13 protein-coding genes are annotated in these 17,911 nt (G+C 62.3%); 6 read left to right on the top strand and 7 right to left on the bottom strand.

The genetic code is table 11. The annotated features are described in order from the left end of the window. Window positions 1-76 precede the first annotated feature (76 nt). From trpA to GEOBRER4_RS04370, 4 genes are all read right to left on the bottom strand, one after another. Window positions 77-883 (bottom strand): tryptophan synthase subunit alpha, encoded by an 807-nt coding sequence (trpA, locus tag GEOBRER4_RS04385; RefSeq protein ID WP_185244384.1) that lies wholly within the window; start codon window positions 881-883, stop codon window positions 77-79. 219 nt (window positions 884-1,102) lie between these two features. Then, on the bottom strand, window positions 1,103-3,307 hold the full coding sequence (locus GEOBRER4_RS04380; protein ID WP_185244383.1) for a methyl-accepting chemotaxis protein: 2,205 nt from the start codon (window positions 3,305-3,307) through the stop codon (window positions 1,103-1,105). 4 nt (window positions 3,308-3,311) lie between these two features. Then, complete coding sequence (locus GEOBRER4_RS04375; protein WP_185244382.1) at window positions 3,312-3,671, bottom strand: cytochrome C; 360 nt, start codon at window positions 3,669-3,671, stop codon at window positions 3,312-3,314. 74 nt (window positions 3,672-3,745) lie between these two features. Continuing rightward, complete coding sequence (locus GEOBRER4_RS04370) at window positions 3,746-5,062, bottom strand: cytochrome C (protein WP_185244381.1); 1,317 nt, start codon at window positions 5,060-5,062, stop codon at window positions 3,746-3,748. A gap of 261 nt (window positions 5,063-5,323) precedes the next feature. On the opposite strand from GEOBRER4_RS04370, the gene GEOBRER4_RS04365 reads away from it, so the two are divergent. The 3 genes from GEOBRER4_RS04365 (at window position 5,324) to GEOBRER4_RS04355 (ending at window position 8,020) form a co-directional block, all read left to right on the top strand. Then, window positions 5,324-7,171 (top strand): cytochrome c3 family protein, encoded by a 1,848-nt coding sequence (locus GEOBRER4_RS04365; RefSeq protein ID WP_185244380.1) that lies wholly within the window; start codon window positions 5,324-5,326, stop codon window positions 7,169-7,171. A 7-nt stretch (window positions 7,172-7,178) separates the two neighbouring features. After that, window positions 7,179-7,709, top strand: a complete 531-nt coding sequence (locus GEOBRER4_RS04360) for an epoxyqueuosine reductase QueH (protein ID WP_185244379.1) — start codon at window positions 7,179-7,181, stop codon at window positions 7,707-7,709. Between the two features lie 98 nt (window positions 7,710-7,807). Beyond that, a complete protein-coding gene (locus GEOBRER4_RS04355; RefSeq protein WP_185244378.1) occupies window positions 7,808-8,020 on the top strand; it encodes a DUF2905 domain-containing protein in 213 nt (70 codons plus the stop codon). Between the two features lie 136 nt (window positions 8,021-8,156). Here GEOBRER4_RS04355 and hpnI read toward each other — a convergent pair whose 3' ends face one another. The 3 genes from hpnI to GEOBRER4_RS04340 are packed head-to-tail and all read right to left on the bottom strand — an operon-like array spanning window position 8,157 to window position 12,566. Continuing rightward, on the bottom strand, window positions 8,157-9,311 hold the full coding sequence (hpnI, locus tag GEOBRER4_RS04350) for a bacteriohopanetetrol glucosamine biosynthesis glycosyltransferase HpnI (protein ID WP_185244377.1): 1,155 nt from the start codon (window positions 9,309-9,311) through the stop codon (window positions 8,157-8,159). After that, complete coding sequence (locus GEOBRER4_RS04345) at window positions 9,305-9,892, bottom strand: class I SAM-dependent methyltransferase (protein WP_185244376.1); 588 nt, start codon at window positions 9,890-9,892, stop codon at window positions 9,305-9,307. Before GEOBRER4_RS04345 ends, hpnI begins: the two co-directional genes overlap by 7 nt. 22 nt (window positions 9,893-9,914) lie before the next feature. Beyond that, window positions 9,915-12,566 (bottom strand): MMPL family transporter, encoded by a 2,652-nt coding sequence (locus tag GEOBRER4_RS04340; RefSeq protein WP_185244375.1) that lies wholly within the window; start codon window positions 12,564-12,566, stop codon window positions 9,915-9,917. Between the two features lie 233 nt (window positions 12,567-12,799). Between GEOBRER4_RS04340 and shc the strand changes: the two genes are divergently transcribed. From shc to dxs, 3 genes are all read left to right on the top strand, one after another. Next, window positions 12,800-14,842: a squalene--hopene cyclase gene (gene shc, locus GEOBRER4_RS04335; RefSeq protein ID WP_185244374.1), complete on the top strand. Its 2,043-nt coding sequence runs from the start codon at window positions 12,800-12,802 to the stop codon at window positions 14,840-14,842. Window positions 14,843-14,855: 13 nt separating this feature from the next. Further along, window positions 14,856-15,851 carry a hopanoid-associated sugar epimerase gene (gene hpnA / locus GEOBRER4_RS04330; protein ID WP_185244373.1) on the top strand — a complete coding sequence of 332 codons (996 nt, stop codon included), beginning with the start codon at window positions 14,856-14,858 and terminating at the stop codon, window positions 15,849-15,851. Between the two features lie 94 nt (window positions 15,852-15,945). Further along, window positions 15,946-17,853 (top strand): 1-deoxy-D-xylulose-5-phosphate synthase, encoded by a 1,908-nt coding sequence (dxs, locus tag GEOBRER4_RS04325; protein ID WP_185244372.1) that lies wholly within the window; start codon window positions 15,946-15,948, stop codon window positions 17,851-17,853. The last annotated feature ends 58 nt before the right edge of the window (window positions 17,854-17,911 follow it).

Genomic DNA, 17,911 nt, shown 5'->3' with positions numbered 1-17,911 from the left:
GATACTTACCAGATCGCACCAGCTATGTCAAATAAAACGGTGGATTTGGCAAGATAACCAGCCGAAATAAAAGCGGTTACTGCAGGGTCCCCTTCAGCACCCCTTGTTTTAGCGCGGCGACGAAGCCTCCCAGCTCTTTCAGGAGCTCGGCCCCCTGGTACTTCTCGAAATACTTGACCAGCGCGCTTCCCACCACCACGCCGTCGGCCATCCGTGCCACCTCCTGCGCCTGTTCGGGGGTGGAGATCCCGAAACCTACCACGAGCGGCAGCTCCAGGGCCCCGCGCACCTCGGTGACCCGGGCCGCCAGCGTGTCGGCCACAGCGCTCCTGGCGCCGGTGACGCCGGTGACGGAAACGTAGTAGATGAAGCCGCTCCCCTGGCGCCTGACGGACGCGATTCGGGATGCGTCGGAGGTCGGCGTGAGCAGGAATATGAGGTCTATTCCGCAGCTGTCGGTCGCTCCCTTGAGCTCCGCGGCCTCCTCCGGGGGAAGATCCACCACCAGCAACGCGTCGACACCTGCCTGTGCCGCGTCGAAGGCGAAGCGCTCGGAACCGTAGGCGAAGATGGGGTTGAAGTACCCCATCAGCACGATCGGGACCTGGGTCTTTTCTCTCAGCCTTGTCACCAGCTCCAGTATCGCCGGGAGCGTGGTGCCCGAGGCAAGGGCGCGGTCCGAGGAGAGCTGGATGGTCGGCCCGTCGGCCATGGGGTCTGAAAAGGGAACCCCCAGTTCGATCAGGTCGGCCCCCGCCCTCTCCAGTTCGAGCACCACCTTTTCGGTCGTTGCCAGGTCCGGGTCGCCGGCGGTGACAAAGGTCACCAGCGCCTTTTCGCCCCGCTCTTTCAAGCTTGCAAACCTATCTGAAATCCTGCCCATCAGGTTCCTCCTTTTGGTGAAAATCGCACGCCGGAACAGGTGAGGGCCGCAGCGGCCCATCCGGACAGCAGATTATTTAACGAAAAAACCGGGAAACTGCAAAAACAAAAAGTCCCCCTGAAGAAAAAGGGGGATGCGGATGGGGCTCTCTGGGCGGGTGAAATCCCCAGCCCCCGCGGGGAGGGCTGGGAAGGTTGCCGGTTTGCCTGGGGAAGGAATTCAGATCCTGAACGCTTCCACTTCCTTTTTCAAAAGCTCGGTCTGGCGGAACAGCTTGTAGACCGCCTCGTCCATGACCCGCGTCGCCTCGAGGTTCGCGTCGGTCGCCTGCTGGATGTCCTCCACCGAGACCACGATCTGCTCGCTGCCGCGGGTCTGCTCGTCGCAGGCGCGCTTTATGTGGCGGATCATCTCGGTGATGCTCTCGGTGGACTGGGCGATCAGGTTGCCGACCTTGTTCTGCTCGCGAGTGGAGGATAGCACCTGGGAGGTGAGCCCCTTCATGTGCTCCACCGCTCCCATGATGAGCTCGCTCCCCTGTCCCTGCTCCTTGGTCGCCTTGGCGATCTGCGCCACCATCTCGGAGACCTGCTCCATCGCCTCGCGGATCATCTGGCTTCCCTTGGCCTGCTCGACCGTGGTGCGGGCGATCTCCCCCACCTGGGCGGTAGCCTCGTTGACCCCGACGACGATCTTCGCCAGCGCCTCGCCCGATTTCTGGGATAGGAGCTCCCCGTCACCGATGGAGCGCTCGGCCTGATCGATCGCCTCGACGGCCCTGCGGGTCTCGTCCTGGACCGCCCGGATCACCTGGGAGATCTCGCGGGTGGAACTGGAGGTGCGCTCGGAGAGTTCCTTGATCTCGTCCGCCACGACGGCGAAGCCCTTGCCGTGCTCGCCGGCCTGGGCCGCGATGATCGCCGCGTTCAGCGCCAGGAGGTTGGTCTGCTCGGCCACCTCGTCGATGACCGACAGGATGTCGCCGATGTCCGCGGCACGCTCGGACAGGGTGGCTATCACCTCGCTGGTGATCAGGGAGGCGCGCTTTATCTCCTGCATCCCGTTGATCACCGCCTCGACCGCCTCGCGGCCGGTCTCGGCGTCCACGCGCACCGCCTTGGAGATCGCCGCGGTCTCGTTGGCGTTTCTCTCGACCTGCTTGATGGAGCTGTCCATCTCCATCACCGAGGAAGCGGTGGCGGTGGATACCTCCATGAGGCTCACTACGCCGTTGCCCACCTGCTTGATGGAAGCGCCCATCTCCACGATGGAGGAGCTGACCTCGTTCACCGACAGGGCCAGGTTCTCCATGTTCTGGACCACCTCCTCGACGCTCGAGGCCATCTCCAGGATCGAGGAGGAGCTCTCGGAAGCCGAGATGGAGAGGGAATCGACGCCGTGGGCGACCCCTTTCACCGAGGTGGTTATCTGCACGATGGCTGCGGAAGTCTTGGAGACGCTTTCCGCCTGGGTCTTGGCCGAAGCGACCACGGAGTGCGAGGCCTGGGCCATGGTGTCGGAGATCCCGGCCAGTTCCGCCGCGGAGCGGAGCACCTTCCCGATCATGCCGGAGAGCTTGTCCACCATCTCGTTGAAATTGCTTCCCAGCTTGCCGATCTCGTCGTGCGAGTCCAGCGAGGTGGTCGCGGTGAGGTCGCCCTCGGCCCCGCGGTTCACCGCTTCGCCGATGGCGCTGACCCTGGAGACGATGTTGCGCGTGATCATGATGCCGAGGGCCAAGGCCACGGCGACGGCCAGAAGAATTACCACCGCGAAGGTGACCCCTGCGGACTTCTGGATCTCGGTCACCTGGGCGTTGGCCTGGTTCATCTGGTTGCCGACCTCCACCAGGATGTCGTCCAGATCGGCCTTCGCCTTGTCGTTGGCCTCGGTGATCGCCTCGTTGGCCAGCTGGTTCAGCTTCTCGTCGGCCAGCGCGTCCTTGGCTGCCTGGTTCAGCACCCCGGGGGTTACCCCCTTGAAGAGCTGCTCCTTTCTGGCGATAAGCTCGTCCGCCACCTGCTCGAAGGCGGCCCAGCTAACCAGGAATTCCCTGGTCCGCTTCTCCACCACGCTCCCCTTTGCCGCCGGAAGCACGCCGAGCTTCTTGTTCCCGTCCAGGATGATCTGCGCCTGGCTCAAGAGGGTGTCCCGCTTCATGCGGTAGTCCTCGACGTATTCCTCCACCTTATCGGGGTCGGTACGCACCAGCGCAGCCTGCATCAGGCTCACGTGGCAGTACTTCTGGGTCACCCCCATGAGCAGCACCAGCTTCTGCTGCTTGGAGAGCTGCTCCAGGATGGTCTGGATCTGTCCGCCGACCCTTTTCATGCCCAGCGCGCCGAAACCGCCGGTGAACGCGACCAAAAGGGCCATGATCAGGAAGGCGATTATCAGCCGGGTACGCAGCGTGAGGTCTTTCATCGCGTTATTGCCCCGCTTCGCTCAGGAGGTAGTTCATCAGGTCGACCGTGGCCTTCACTTCCGGCTTGGACATGTTGGAGTCGGGCTTTCTGAGCATCTTGATGCCGTAGGCCTTGGTGGCGCTGCGGTCGAAGGGCTGCCCCGAGATGGGGGCGACGCCGGTCTGGATGGCGACGATGGTGCGCTCCAGGGTGTGGCACTTGACGCACCTCACTCTCATGATGTCGTAGTTCGCCTTCATCGCCGGCGGGTAGGAGGAGGGGTCGAGGCGCATGGCGTCCCCCCTGCCGACGACTTTGAGCCCGGCATGGGCAGTGGTTGCGGTCGCTGCGATAATAAGCGTGGTGACGAGGAACTTTTTCATTTTCTTTTTAAATCCTCCCGACGGTGAATAAACGGCGGCAATACCGCCATCTTTGGTTTTCTTCGGCGTCCCCGCTACAAACTGAAGGCGAGAGAGGCGAAGGCTGTGTTGCTGTTTCCTTCCGGCGCATTGCTGCGGATGTATTCCAGGGAAAGCTTCAAGTTCTGCAGCGGGGAGTAGGCCAGCGCGGGGATGAAACGCTTGGTCCCCCCCTCGCCGGTGTCCAGATGCTCGTAGCGGAAGAGCGGTACCAGGTTGATTGGCGCCCCCAGGTAGTACTCGCCTTCCAGCGTGTACGCCCGGCTGTCGACCTCCCGCCGCGCCACGGAGAATGTCGGGTTGGAATCCCTGCCGAAGCTGCCGCTCCCCTTCAGGTGCAGCCGCTTGTAAAGGATGTCGGCCTCGGCGCCGATGCGGCGGAAGTTGTTGAGGTTCTGGGCGATGCCGTTGTTGATCTCGCCGTTTTGCCCCCAGTAGCCAAAGACGCCGCAGGTGACGGACAGGAAGTCCCAGACGCTGTCGCTTTCAAGATCCACCTCGGGCTCCTCCCCTTTCAGGTTGGTCCCGCCGAACTTGTAGGAAATATGCCCGTAGCCGTCCTCCCGGTCCTGGCCGTCCCTGTCGACGACCCCTGCCGCGACGAACAGGCGGTTGCCCACCACCGCGTTCAGTTCCACCCCGTCCTCGGTCGCGTCGCTGCTGAAGGGCGAAATGCCCACCAGGTAGGTGGTGGAGGCATAGGACGGAACGGGGAGGATGCGGTTGCTCTTCTTCCAAAGCGACAGTTTGGGCTCGAAACGCCCCACCTTGAGGTTCACCGGCGAGTCTAGCGCGTGGCGCCAGACGAAGAACAGCTCGTCGATGTCGGGATCGTTGTTGGGCGGGTTGTTGGTGTTGCTGGCAGGGGTAAACGGCGCCGAGGTCGTGTGGAACCCACCCTGGGAATAGAGGTTGTAGGTGGCGAAGAAGCCTGCCACGTCCCGGAAAGAGCCGCCGGCGTGCAGCGTCAGAGACCTCGTGGAGAGGTTGAGCTTGTTGCCGTCGAAGGCGTCGTCGTCATAGGCCAAGTCGGCGGTCGCGGTGAGAGAGATGGGGACGTACTGGGGCAGGCCCGAGATGGTTGCCCATTCGTTGCCGGCCGGTTCGCCCCCTTGTGCCCCGGCGCTGGGCTGATTCGCGCCTTTTTTCTTGTGGGGCCAGACGTAGCTGTTCTTGAGGAAGGCGTCACCGAATTCGTTCAACTCCGGGTATATCGTGTGGCAGGTGGAGCACTCGGTCTTGTGTTGCCGGCTGAAGGCGGGTATCGCGTCGGCGTTTTCGGGAACAAGCAGAGGCGAAAGAACAAAGCCCAGGGTGAGCATGGCAGCTGCTGTTTGTCTCTTTAAGAACATGTTCGTCTCCTGCAGTATTAAAAAAATCAAAGTCAGATAAAAATAAACTAATAAATAACAATTCGCCTTATTCAAAAAATTGCATAGAAAGCGCAGGAAGCAGCGAGAGTAGATTATTACAATATTGCAGATGTGAAGTCAACTTAACAAAAGTCTATGAGAGTAAAAGTCTCCGCCTTGTGAGCTAATCTTCATTTTTGACTACATTTTTATTCTGGGAAATGCTATAAGGTAGCGTCTAAAATTCCCGGAGGTCATGCTATGCAGCTAAAAACTCTCCTTTTCCTCATCCTCGTGCCGGTGCTTTTCACCGGTTGCGGCGGCGGTTCCAACGAGAACGGCGCGCCGACTTCGAAGCTTGCGGCATCCCAGGGATGCATGAATCTGAGCTGCCACGGCACCTGGACCTCCCCGGGGACGGGGGCGCTCATCGCCGACGAATGGCGCGCTTCCGCACATAACCTCAAAAACGGGGCGGGATGCGCCGACTGCCATGAGCCCCACGCCGGCCATCCCAACTCCTGTTCCCAATGCCACGGCGGCGGAAGCGGATTGGCGACCAAGAACCCCGACTCCACCGGCAAGTGCGGCAAATGCCACGGGCTGTCACATCCGCGCGACGTGATGGTGGCGCAGGCGCCGCAGCACTTCGGCAACATGACCGCGAGCTTTGGCAACAGCGGGTACCGCGCCAGCTACGTCAGCTCCAACTACGTGGGGAACTGCCGCAACTGCCACAACCCCCACGATCCCACTTCCGCCATCAACGTGAACCGAGACTGGGCCACGACCGGCCACGCCGACGTCCTGACAGGGGCGAGGACCAGGTACGACTTCAAGACGCGCGGCAGCTACCAACCGGCGGAGAGCACCTTCGAGTACTACTGCGTGCGCTGCCACACCGCGACCGGCTACATCCACTTCGTGACCAGCAGCTTCCAGGACGTCCGCCCCTTCGCCGGCCCGGGATACCAGGTGGTGCAGAACTACCCCCGCACCGTCGCACCGGGAGCGGCGCAGCCGGCGGACACCCCCTCCCCGGATAAGACCAAGGAAGTGACCACCTGCAACGTCTGCCATGACAACGGCGCGGGCCGCGCCTACAGCTGGGCTACCCGCTCGGTGCCGCCGGTCACCATCTACTACAACTTCTCCTCGTCGAACAGCTCCCCCACGGTGAAGCTGAACAACAAGGCGACTCTCTATTCCGACGCGGCTGCTTCCAACGTCTGCATCCCCTGCCATAGCGGGCGCGGCATAGGCTCGATGATCTACGACGCAGTCCTCGCGGGGATCGATTTCAGCAACACCAACAGCCCGAGCGCCCACGACCGCGCGGCCGCAGCCAACCTCTTCAGAAAGGGGGGGTACGAGTTCCCGGGCAGAAACTACGTCCCGACCCTCTTCCTCCATGCAAAGATCGGCATAGCCAACGATCACGGCACCGGCTACGACGGTCCCTGCGTCTCCTGCCACATGAACAGCGACAACACGCACCTCTTCATGCCGGTGGCCGAGGACAGCACCGGGAAGATATCCTCGATAACCAGCCGGACCTGTGCCCGTTGCCATAACGGCCAGGTTTCCCAGGCACCGGCGATGAGCGCCAACTTCCTGCAGACCGAGAAAGAAGGGTTCGCCGCGGCGATCGCCATGCTGAACGTGCTTAAGACCGACCCGTCGCTGCCGGACGACACGCTGAACCCGACGCGTTCGAAGGTGCGTCCCCTGGCTAACAAGAACTCGGATTACAACGCCTTCTTCGCCGGGGGAGGCGCCAACACCATGGGCGCGTTCTTCAACTCGGGACTGCTCCAAAACGACCCCGGCGCCTTCGCTCACAACGGGATCTACACCAAGCGGCTCATCTACGATTCCATCGACTGGCTCAGCAACCATGCGCTTGACGACGACGTGGAAGACGCCATCACCAACGCCACCCTCGCCGTGAACAGCAAGACCGGCAAGGTGTCGCTCAGCAACCCCATCCTTGGCGGCAACTACATCGCGGCGCAGCTCCCTGGCCCCGGCTACGCGGCCGAGTTCGCCAAGGTCAAGGCAGACGCAATCAATTACCTCCTGGGTGGACCGGGCGGAGCGCGCCCTTAGGAAAGACATGAAACTGTTACTGCACATATGCTGCGGGCCGTGCGCCATCTACCCCGTGAAGGAGTTGAGGTCGAGCGGGGTGGATGTCACCGGCCTTTTTTACAACCACAACATACACCCCTACACCGAGTACAAGCTCCGGATGGAGGCACTGAAGAAGTACGCCGAGATGGTGGAGCTGAAGGTGCATTACCGGGAGGAGTACCAGCTCGAAGAATTCCTGTCGCAGGTGGCGGGGGAACCAGCGTCCCGCTGCGCCTACTGCTACCGCTCCCGGTTGGAGGAGACCGCAAAGGCTGCCGCCCTGATGGGTTTCCCCAGCTTCTCGTCCACCTTGCTTTACAGCAGGTACCAAAACCAGGAGTTGATCCGAGAGTTCGGCGATAAACTCGCAGAGCGCTACGGCGTGAAATTCCACTACCAGGACTTCAGGAGCGGCTGGCAGGAAGGGATAAACCTTTCCAAGGAGATGGGGCTGTACCGCCAGAAGTACTGCGGCTGCATCTACAGCGAGAAGGAAAGGTACGTCAGGAAGTAACAGGCCCGGCGACGGCTAAAAGGGGACTGGCTCCGCAGGTGCCCGTCCCCTTTTACTTTTCGTAGCCGTCAAAAAACACCCTTTATAGAGGTTAGACCATGCCCTCCTTCGGGAAATCGCTCATCATCCTGGGTCTGATCATCGCCGCCATCGGCGTGCTCTTCACCTTCGCCGGCCGCTTCCCGTGGCTTGGGAGGCTCCCCGGGGACATCTACGTGAAACGGGATAACTTCACCTTTTACTTCCCGCTTGCCACCAGCATCATCATCTCGCTGATTCTCTCGTTCATCCTCTGGTTCTTCCGCAGATAACATGCCCCCCGGCCACTCGTCACCCTGCTCACCGCTCCTCCCCCAGGAGGGGGGGAAGCAAAGCGGCCAGACCGTCCCCCTCCCCTACCCCCCCCCTCCGGGGGCGGGAGCATGGACGAGGGTGGGTACCTGGACGCTATCGTTCCGGAACGGCTCCCAACTCCACTATCTTTCCCCCCTTCTCAAGCAGGAACAGCTCTCCACGCCAGCGCACCCGGTTTCCCAGAAGCGACAGCGCCCACACCGCGAAAGCGAGCCCGTCGCGCAGCGGCAGGAGCCAAAGCCAGCGCGGCAGGAGCCGGTCCTTTACCAGAGACCTGCTGTAGCTCACCGACACCGCGCCCCGCACGAGATAAAGGAGGGCGGCTGCCGCAACGCCCCACGCTGAAAAGGCAGATACGATGAGCGCCAAAAGGGCCGCCGGGAACGGGAGCGTGATCCCTGATGCAAGATAGCCGCCGGGGCGGGAGACCCGCATGGTCCTCCCCCAGCGAAGCTGCCTCGCCATCACCTCCGAGACCGTCTCATCGCCGCGCATGGCGCTCTCCACGAAGTGCGGGGAAAGCTCCAGGCGGAACCCTTTCTTGTGGATCATGTTCCCCAGCTGGTAGTCGTCCGCCAGGTAGTCGACCAGCGCCTCGAACCCTCCTATCCGCTCCAGCGCCTCCCGGCGCAGCGCCATTGAGGCGCCCAGGGCAAAGCTCAGCCCTTCAAGCTTCACGGCAGCCATCACGTTCGGGACCATCTCGCAGCAAAAGCCGAGCGCCTCTATGGCGCAGCCGACCCCCTTCACGCTGGAGCTGCGGTAAAGCGATGTCACAAGCCCCACCTGGGGATCCGAAAATGGCGCGCAGACCCGGCGCAGATAATGGCTTTCGACCCGGATGTCGCTGTCGCAGACGATGAGCAGCGGGTACTTGGCTTTCGCGTAGGCATGCATCAGGTTGCACACCTTGTAGTTGGCGCCGTGGATGGCGCCGTCGACGACAAGGGATATGTCTACCTGCGGGAAGGCCGCCATGAGGCGCTCGATGATGGGGATGACGGGATCGGCAGCAGATGCCGCCGCGAAGACGATCTGGTACTGCGGGTAATCCTGGCGGCAGAAGGAGGCGAAATTTTCGAAGCTGTCGCCGTCCACCCCCTTGACCGGCTTCAGGATGGAGACGGGAGGTGCGTGGTCCGGAAGCGGCAGCTGCCCTGCGAAGAAGTTGCGGCCGCAGTGGAGCGTGAAAACGGCATAGCCGAGCGCCGGCGCAGTTATCAGGAATGGAAGTATATGCTCTAGCATGACCCTCCTCGTATCCGCTCCACCAGGACCAGGTACGGCGCCACCGGCGGCCGGTTCAACTGCCGGCTGCACCAGACGTTGTACTCCCTGGGGGAAAGCGAGGCGCCCCACTCGTGCACGGCCTGCGCCTCCTCGGGGCCCCCTTCGTGCCCGGTGTACAGGGCTACCGTGAGGATCCCCCCGGACTTGAGGAGCTTCGCCGCCTGCGCCAGCGCCGACACGGTCCGTACCGGGTCCGTGACCAGAGAAGTCTCGCCGCCGGGGAGGTACCCCAGGTTGAACACGGCCGCAGCGAGCCCGGCAGGGACGAACTCAGCCAACCTCTCGTGCCCCACCTCCAATAGGTGCACGGCCGCCAGGCGCCCTTCCCGCTCCAGGAGCGTGCGGGTCGCGGCGATGGCGCGGGGCTGGATGTCGAAGGCCCAGATCTGCCCCCCCTCCCCTGCAAGCTCCGCCAAAAGCAGCGTGTCGAACCCGTTGCCGCAGGTCGCGTCCAGCACCAGGTCCCCCGGGCGCACCACCTGTCTCAGGTAAAAGTGAGAGAGCGGCACCGCGCCGCGTAACGATTCCTTCTTCTTCATCGCCACCCCAAAACCGTTAGCCTCATTTTTTACCAGCCAGGGTAAGCACCGCCGGGAGCGTGACCATGAAGGCCAACTGGCAGGCGACCATTCCCAGGGACATGACGGCCCCGATGCTGAAGACACCCTGGTGGTGCGCCACCATGAGGGCCCCGAAGCTCGCCATGATGGTAAGGGTGTTGAGAAGCACGCCCACCCCGGTGCTGCTCAAAACAACCGCCGCGGCGCTCCCCTCTTCACGCCGGAAGCGGTTGATGATGTAGATGCCTGAGTCGACAGCGATACCGAGCACCAGGGGCATCACGATTATGTTCGCGGAGTTGAAGTCGATCCCGAAAAGCCACATGCCGCTCACCATGAACAGTACGCCGACGATGAGCGGGACGAGTCCTATGGCGGCGAATTTGACGCTCCTGAAGGCGACCAAAAGGATCACGACGATGGCGGCGAAGGCGTAGATGAAGGCGAGCCGGTAGGCGTCGCGCATGATGGTCATGGACTCGTACACCATCACCGGCTGCCCGGTTGCATGCGGATCGACGCTCTTCACCTGGCTCAGGAACTCCTCGAGCGGCTCGCGGTTGAAGATCTCCCACTTGGGAGCCACCTGCAGCAGCAGTCGCCCGCTCTTCCCGACGAAGCGCGCACGAAGCTGCTCCGGGATATCGGCCGCGGTGACCAGCGAGGCGTCCAGGCTCTGCTTCAGTGCCTCTATCTTCTGCGGCAGCTCCCTGAACATCCCCCCCTGGAACTCCTGCAGCATCCCTACGGCGTTGCGGTCCCGCTCCTTTTCCAGCCCGGCGAAGAACTTGTCCAGTATGGCGACGAAAGATGCTACCTGCGCCGCCTCGGGACGGCGCTCCTTTTCCAGCTTCCCCTTGAGCGCGACCGCAGCGTTCCTGAAATTTTCGAATACGGTCGGCAGTTCCATGAGCGAGAGCTCTTCCTCATAGGGGGAGGGCTTGACGTCGGCAAGCTCGCGCCTGATGGCGGCCAGTTCTGCTAACTTCTCCGGCTGGTGGTCAGGTACCAGGGTATGCAGGCTCACCACATGATCGACCGTCGGCAGCGCTTCCAGCCGCGCGCTCTTCTCCCGCGCCTCGGCCTCGTCTTTGGCGGTGACCACGGCGAAATAGCCGCTGTTTTCCTTGCTCTTCATCAGCTTGTAGGCGTAGGTGACCGATTCGAGCCCCTCCGCCTGGAGGTTCATCAGGTTGTAATCGAAGACGATCCGGGAAAGGGGATAAAGCGACGCGAGGCAGCAGAGAACGGTGAGGGCGATGACCAGCCTGGGGCGCCCGAAGAGGAGCCTTGGGATAAAGCCGTGCTCGGAGAGGTGCGTCACCCCTTGGCGCGCGTGCGGCTTCCTGTGCCGGGAGAGGAGCACCAGCATGGCGGGAAGAACGGTGAAGGTGACCAGGACGCAGATGGCAACGCCCCCCGCCGCGATGATGCCGAGCTCCGCGATACCTCTGAAGTCGGTGAGAACGAAGGTGAGAAAGGCTGCCGCCACAGTAGCTGCGGCCATGACGATGGCCCATACGTTTTTTTCAAGTCCGGTCCTGATGGCAGGCAATTCCCCCGCCCCCAGGTTCAACTCCTCCTGGTAGCGGAGCACGACCTGGATCCCGTACTCGATTCCTATCCCTATCAGCATTACGGCGAAGACCATGGAGAGGATGTTCAGGTGGCCTACGGCCAAGGTGGCGAAACCGAAGGAGAGCGAGATCGCGACCAGCAGCGACGCCATTGCCGCCAGCACGTTCAGCACGCCGCGGAAGGCGAAAAGCAAAAGGATCACCGTCAGCGCCAGGGAGACCGCAGTGGCAAGCGCGATGTCGTTCTGGCTCGTCGCCATCTCCTCATTTTCCAGCACCGGCGTTCCGGTCAGCCCGACCGTCACCCCCTTGAATTCCGGGAGCGCTTTCAGCCTCGCCACCTCGGCGCGCACCTTCTCTATCGCCTTCCCCGCCGGGACGAACCCCTGCAGATCCCGCACCGGGAGCGCGGTAAGGATCTGCTGTCTTCCCGCCTTGGCGAAGGAGGAGTCGGGGTTCATGAAGACCGTTTCCAGCGACGGGGGAGTCCCCTTCCCGCCGCCGAAGCTCTTGAAGCCTGCGCCCAGTTTGTCCAGCATGAAGAGGAGACTGGGCAGCTGCGAGTCGTCCCCTGCGACATAGCGCTCCATGCTCTTTGTCAGGTGCGTGAAGAGCGTCTGCACCGAGGGGGAGGCAGAGAGAGCTTTCAAGGCGGGCGCAGCTAGAGCGAGGTTATGGTGCAGTTCCTTTATGTCCTCTAGCGGCATGAAGAGCAGGCCGTTTTTCTGGAAAAAGGGGAGGGCGTAGGGATAGAAGACGTCGGAGAATACCTTGTTGTCCCTGGAGAGCGTGTCGTAAAGCTTGCTTCCGAAGGCGCCCACCCGCTCGGGGTCGTTCCCCTCGATGACGACCGCTATTTCCTCCATGTCGCCGAAATCGGCCTTGAACTTCTGGAAGTCGCGGTTGAAGGAGGTGTTCTGCGGCATGAGGTCGTCTCTGCCAGTCAGAAACTCCATGCGCTGCCAGGTGAGCCACAGGGAAAGCACAGTCAGCAGCAGCGCCGCCGCCAGTACCAGCCAGGGACGGCGGGAGGAAAGGGAGAAGAGGAGGCTGCCTTTTTTTGCCGTTTCTTTCATAGAACCTCGTCAGTTTTGTGTACAAAAGTTCAGGCGCTAGCAACCTAGCACACACAGCCACCACAATCAACACCCGGATCAAACTATTGTTTTCATTAGGAAAAAAATCTTTCACCACCAAAAAAACAGTGTACCTTTTAGGAAAACCATGTTAAGTTTCGCCACTTGTAAAGTATAAACAAAGCGGCTACACTCTATTAGTGCCCACCAATTCTGGCAAAAAGGAGTACGTAGTGACCTCCCCATTCAAGCACCCCATATCACACGCACTCACCTCGTTCAACGGTACCGTTGCTGAGCCGGAGCAAAGCGTCGAGCAACAGGTTGGAGCAAAGGTGCACCACCTTCCTGCTTCGATCTGGAAGCGTAAAACGGGCAGGGCAAAGAGCCCCTTGGATGTGGCCATTGAGGGAAGCCGCGACTTCTTCTTTAAGGAGCAGCTGCCTAAAGGTTACTGGTGGGCAGAGCTCGAATCCAATGTCACTATCACCGCCGAATACATCATGCTGTTCCATTTCCTGGGGCTCGTTGATCATGAGCGCCAGCGCAAGATGTCAAACTACCTGCTCTCGAAACAGACAGAAGAGGGTTTCTGGACCATCTATTACGGCGGCCCGGGCGACCTGTCGACCACGATAGAAGCCTACTTCGCCCTGAAGCTCTCCGGCTACCCGGCGGAGCACCCGGCCCTTGCCCGCGCGCGGGCCTTCATCCTGGAGCAGGGGGGGATCATCAAGAGCCGGGTCTTCACCAAGATCTTCCTGGCGCTCTTCGGAGAGTTCGACTGGCGGGGTGTGCCGAGCATGCCGGTGGAGCTGAACCTCCTTCCCAACTGGGCCTACATCAACGTGTACGAGTTCTCCAGCTGGGCGAGGGCTACCATCATCCCCCTTTCCGTGGTGATGCACAGCCGCCCGGTGCGCAGGGTCCCACCTTCGGCCCGCGTGCAGGAGCTCTTCGTGCGTCAGCCCACCCCGGCGGACTACAGCTTCGCCAAGGGCGGCGGCATCCTCACCTGGGAGAATTTCTTCATCGGGCTGGACCGCTTGCTCAAGGTGTACGAGAAGAGCCCGTTGCGGCCGTTCAAGAAGGCGGCGCTTGCCAAGGCGGAGGAGTGGGTGCTGGAGCACCAGGAAGCGACCGGCGACTGGGGGGGCATCCAGCCAGCTATGCTGAACGCCATCCTGGCGCTCAACGTGCTGGGGTACCAGAACGACCATCCCGCCGTGGAGCAGGGGTTGAGGGCGTTGGCGAACTTCTGCATCGAGACTGAGGACCAGCTGGTGCTTCAGTCGTGCGTCTCGCCAGTGTGGGACACGGCTTTGGCGCTCAAGGCGCTTGTGGATGCCGGTGTCCCCCCCGACCACCCTTCCCTGGCGAAAGGGGCCCAGTGGCTTCTGGACAAGGAGGTGACCCGGCCGGGGGACTGGCGCGTCAAGTCTCCCGACCTGGAGCCGGGTGGGTGGGCCTTCGAGTTCCTGAACGACTGGTATCCGGACGTGGACGATTCCGGCTTCGTCATGATCGCTCTCAAGGGTATCCAGGTGAAGGACCGCAAAGCCATGGACGCCGCCATCAAGCGCGGCATCAACTGGTGCCTGGGGATGCAGAGCAAGAACGGCGGCTGGGGGGCGTTCGACAAGGACAACACCAGGCACGTCCTGAACAAGATCCCCTTTGCCGACCTGGAGGCGCTCATCGATCCCCCGACCGCGGACCTGAGCGGCCGGATGCTGGAGCTCATGGGAACCTTCGACTACCCCATCACCTTCCCGGCGGCGCAGCGCGCCATCGAGTTCCTGAAGAAGAACCAGGAGCCGGAAGGGCCCTGGTGGGGGCGCTGGGGGGTGAACTACCTGTACGGCACCTGGTCGGTGCTTTGCGGGCTCGCCGCCATCGGCGAGGACATGGATCAGCCCTACATACGCAAGGCAGTGAACTGGATCAAGTCGCGCCAGAACATAGACGGCGGCTGGGGGGAGACCTGCCAGTCGTACCACGACCGGACGCTGGCAGGCGTCGGCGAGAGCACCGCTTCGCAGACGGGGTGGGCGCTCCTGGGTCTTTTGGCTGCCGGCGAGATGCACTCGGCGACCGTGGTGCGGGGGGTGCAGTACCTGATCTCGACCCAGAACAGCGACGGGACCTGGGACGAGCAGCAGTACACCGGGACCGGGTTCCCCAAGTACTTCATGATCAAGTACCACATCTACCGCAACTGCTTCCCGCTCATGGCGCTTGGGACCTACCGCACCCTCACCAGGACGCAGCCGTGACCGGAGCGCGCGGGTGAAAGCGTTCGTCACCGGAGCCACCGGGTTCATCGGCGCGAGCATCGTGCGCGAACTCCTGAAGGACGGCTGGGAGGTGCGGGTGCTGGCGCGGCCGGGCTCGGACCGCCGGAACCTCTCCGGGCTCGACATAGAAATCCGGGAAGGGGACCTGAGCGACCGCGAGGCTCTGGTGAAGGCGCTCGGCGGCTGCCAGGCGCTTTTCCACGCAGCCGCCGACTACAGGCTCTGGACACGTACCCCGCAGGCCATGTACGATGTCAACGTCAAAGGGACCCGGGCGATAATGTCGGCGGCGCTCGCCGTCGGAGTCGAGAAGGTGGTCTACACCAGCAGCGTCGGGACCCTGGGCAACCCCGGCGACGGCACCCCCGGCACCGAGAGCACACCCGTAGACTTCTGCCATATGGTGGGGGACTACAAGAAGAGCAAGTTCCTGGCAGAGCGGGCGGCAGAGTCCTTCCTGGCGAAGGGGCTGCCGCTGGTGATCGTGAACCCCTCCACTCCGGTTGGGCCGATGGATGTGAAGCCGACGCCGACCGGCAAGATCATCGTCGACTTTTTGAACGGCCGGATGCCCGCCTATCTCGATACAGGGCTGAACCTGATAGACGTGGAGGCGTGCGCCAGGGGACACCTCCTGGCGGCGCAGAAAGGGCGGGTCGGGGAAAAGTACATCCTGGGGAACCGGAACCTGACCCTGGCGGAGATCTTCGAGATCCTGTCAGGCATCACCGGGTTGAAGGCGCCGCGGGTGAAGCTCCCCTACTACCCGATACTGATGGCAGCCTACGCCAACCATGCGCTCTCAGCCGTCACCGGCAAAGAGCCGCTGATTCCGCTTGCGGGAGTGCAGATGGCCGCGAAGTTCATGTTTTTCGATCCGGGCAAGGCAGTGAACGAGTTGGGCTTGCCGCTGCCGCCGGTTGAAGGAGCGCTGGAGCGCGCCGTAGAGTGGTTCCGCGACAACGGCTACGTCAACCAGAACCGTTAGCCACAATACGGAACCATTCGGTTTGGCTCTTGGTTTTGGGTTCAAGGTTTTCTCTTTTTTGCATTGATATCGCTACGGGTTCTCAAGGAGATCCATGTACAGACTGCTAAGCAAGATCAACGGTCCCGACGACCTGAAGAAGCTCGATGCCGAGGAGCTGACTCCCCTTGCCGAAGAGGTGCGCGCTTTTCTCCTGGAGACGGTGACCAGGACCGGCGGGCACCTGGCCTCCAACCTGGGGGCGGTGGAGCTGACCATCGCTTTGCACTACTGCTTTGACTCCCCGAAGGACAAGATCATCTGGGACGTCGGGCACCAGGCCTACACCCACAAGATCCTGACCGGCCGCCGTGACAGCTTCCACACCCAGCGCTGCTACAAGGGGATCAGCGGCTTTCCCAAGCGCAGCGAATCCCCCCACGACGCCTTCGGCGTGGGACACTCCTCTACCTCCATCTCCGCCGGGCTAGGCATGGCGGTAGCCCATGGGCTCAAAGAGGATGACGCCCGCATCATCTCCGTGATAGGGGACGGCTCTCTTACCGGCGGCATGGCCTTCGAGGCGTTGAACCAGGCGGGGCATCTAAAGAAAAACCTGATCGTGGTTTTGAACGACAACGAGATGTCCATCTCCAAGAACGTCGGCGCCCTCTCCTCCTTCATCTCGCGCAAGATGACCGGCGGCTACTACAGAAGCCTGAAGAAGGAGATGGAGGCGGTCATGGCCAACATCCCGGCCATCGGCGGCAACATCCTGCACTTCGCGAAGAAGGCGGAGAATTCGCTCAAGGGCTTCCTCACCCCCGGCACCCTATTCGAGGGGCTTGGCTTCGAGTACGTGGGGCCCATCGCCGGGCACGACCTCCCCACCCTCCTTGGGGTGCTGGAAAACGTGAAACGGCTCGAAGGGCCGATCCTTTTGCACGTGATGACCAAGAAGGGAAAGGGGTACCCTCCTGCCGAGACCATGCCGGACAAGTTCCACGGTGTGGCGCCCACCAGGCCGGCGAGCGCCTCCCCGGCCAAGCTCCCTCCTCCCTCCTACACCAGCGTCTTCGGCGACACCATGGTGAAGCTGGGCGAGCTGGACCCGAAGGTCCTGGCCATCACTGCCGCCATGCCGGACGGCACCGGCCTCACCCCGTTCGCCGAGCGCTTCCCGGACCGTTTCTTCGATGTTGGGATAGCCGAGCAGCACGCGCTCACCTTCGCGGCGGGGCTCGCGGTGGAAGGGTTCCGCCCGGTCGCCGCCATCTACTCGACCTTCACCCAGCGCGCCTACGACCAGGTCTTCCACGACATCTGCCTGCAGAAGCTCCCGGTCACCCTCGCCCTCGACCGCGCAGGGCTCGTCGGCGACGACGGCCCGACGCACCACGGCAGCTTCGACATCTCGTACCTGCGCCACCTCCCGGAACTGACCGTAATGGCACCCAAAGACGAGAACGAGCTGCAGCACATGCTGAAGACCGCCCTCTACTCCGGGCGGCCGATGTCTCTGCGCTATCCGCGCGGCGCCGGCTTCGGTGTCCCCCTGGACCAGGAGCTGCAGGAGCTCCCCATCGGCAAAGGCGAGATCCTGGTCGACGGCGGCGACCTGACCATAGTCGCCATAGGCTCCACGGTCCATCCGGCGCTTGAGGCCGCGGCCCAGCTCAGGCAGAAAGGGATCTTTGCCTCCGTGGTCAACGCCCGGTTCATAAAACCGATCGATTCGGAACTGATCCTGGCCCAGGCCAAGAAGACCGGCTGCATCGTCACCGTAGAAGAGAACGCCCTCTTGGGTGGCTTCGGCAGCGCCGTCCTGGAAGTGCTTTCCGACGCGGTGCTGAACGCGGTCCGGATAAAGAGGATCGGCATCCCCGACCGCTTCATCGAGCAGGGGACCCAGGCCCAATTGAGAGCGGACCTTGGTCTTGACGCCGCCGGCATAGCCGCCACCTGCGAGACGTTCCTCAAAGGGGAGAGCGGGACTTCTCCGCAGCTCGCCGTGGTCAAATAGCTGCAAGTACCCCTGGATTCACCTGACGCGGGACAGGCTTAGAGGATCATTTTCACAG

It is taken from the genome of Citrifermentans bremense (assembly GCF_014218275.1).
GTDB classification, from domain to species: Bacteria; Desulfobacterota; Desulfuromonadia; order Geobacterales; family Geobacteraceae; genus Geomonas; species Geomonas pelophila.
This window is presented reverse-complemented; position numbering and strand designations above follow the sequence as displayed.

What these genes read in the sequence shown, in the direction of transcription:
- dxs (WP_185244372.1), top strand. Translation starts at nt 15,946, where the DNA reads ATGTACAGACTGCTAAGCAAGATCAACGGTCCCGACGACCTGAAGAAG.
- GEOBRER4_RS04370 (WP_185244381.1), bottom strand. Translation starts at nt 5,062, where the DNA reads ATGTTCTTAAAGAGACAAACAGCAGCTGCCATGCTCACCCTGGGCTTT.
- trpA (WP_185244384.1), bottom strand. Translation starts at nt 883, where the DNA reads ATGGGCAGGATTTCAGATAGGTTTGCAAGCTTGAAAGAGCGGGGCGAA.
- GEOBRER4_RS04345 (WP_185244376.1), bottom strand. Translation starts at nt 9,892, where the DNA reads ATGAAGAAGAAGGAATCGTTACGCGGCGCGGTGCCGCTCTCTCACTTT.
- GEOBRER4_RS04355 (WP_185244378.1), top strand. Translation starts at nt 7,808, where the DNA reads ATGCCCTCCTTCGGGAAATCGCTCATCATCCTGGGTCTGATCATCGCC.
- GEOBRER4_RS04380 (WP_185244383.1), bottom strand. Translation starts at nt 3,307, where the DNA reads ATGAAAGACCTCACGCTGCGTACCCGGCTGATAATCGCCTTCCTGATC.
- GEOBRER4_RS04375 (WP_185244382.1), bottom strand. Translation starts at nt 3,671, where the DNA reads ATGAAAAAGTTCCTCGTCACCACGCTTATTATCGCAGCGACCGCAACC.
- GEOBRER4_RS04365 (WP_185244380.1), top strand. Translation starts at nt 5,324, where the DNA reads ATGCAGCTAAAAACTCTCCTTTTCCTCATCCTCGTGCCGGTGCTTTTC.
- hpnI (WP_185244377.1), bottom strand. Translation starts at nt 9,311, where the DNA reads ATGCTAGAGCATATACTTCCATTCCTGATAACTGCGCCGGCGCTCGGC.
- GEOBRER4_RS04340 (WP_185244375.1), bottom strand. Translation starts at nt 12,566, where the DNA reads ATGAAAGAAACGGCAAAAAAAGGCAGCCTCCTCTTCTCCCTTTCCTCC.
- GEOBRER4_RS04360 (WP_185244379.1), top strand. Translation starts at nt 7,179, where the DNA reads ATGAAACTGTTACTGCACATATGCTGCGGGCCGTGCGCCATCTACCCC.